Below are 316 nucleotides of genomic sequence, written 5' to 3'. Positions count from 1 at the left end.
CCGCGGCGGCTCGGCGATCGTCAGCGCCGCTTGCGTCTCGACGGTCGGCGCCACGCAAGGATTGACGCCGCCCAGCGCCACGCTTTCGTGCGGCACGCCGCATGAGAAGCAGTATGCCTCGTTCGATCCGCTGGCCGACGTCACGCCGCCCCCCTTCGGGCTCTGCACCACGATGCCCAACGGCAAGACGATCACGCTCTCGCCCGGCACCTATTGCGACAAGACCTGGTCGGGAAAGATCACGCTCAACCCGGCCATCTCCGTCCTGCGCAACGTCGTCATAAAGCCCGGCGGCAACGGCAGCCTGACGGGCCAT

At 67.7% G+C, this 316-nt stretch carries 1 pseudogene; it reads left to right on the top strand.

Annotation, left to right across the window (positions count from 1 at the left end):
* Nucleotides 1–316, top strand: a pseudogene (locus tag EN818_RS31590) (pilus assembly protein); the annotation flags it as partial.

This window comes from Mesorhizobium sp. M3A.F.Ca.ET.175.01.1.1 (assembly GCF_004791945.1).
Taxonomy (GTDB): Bacteria; Pseudomonadota; Alphaproteobacteria; order Rhizobiales; family Rhizobiaceae; genus Mesorhizobium.
This window is presented reverse-complemented; position numbering and strand designations above follow the sequence as displayed.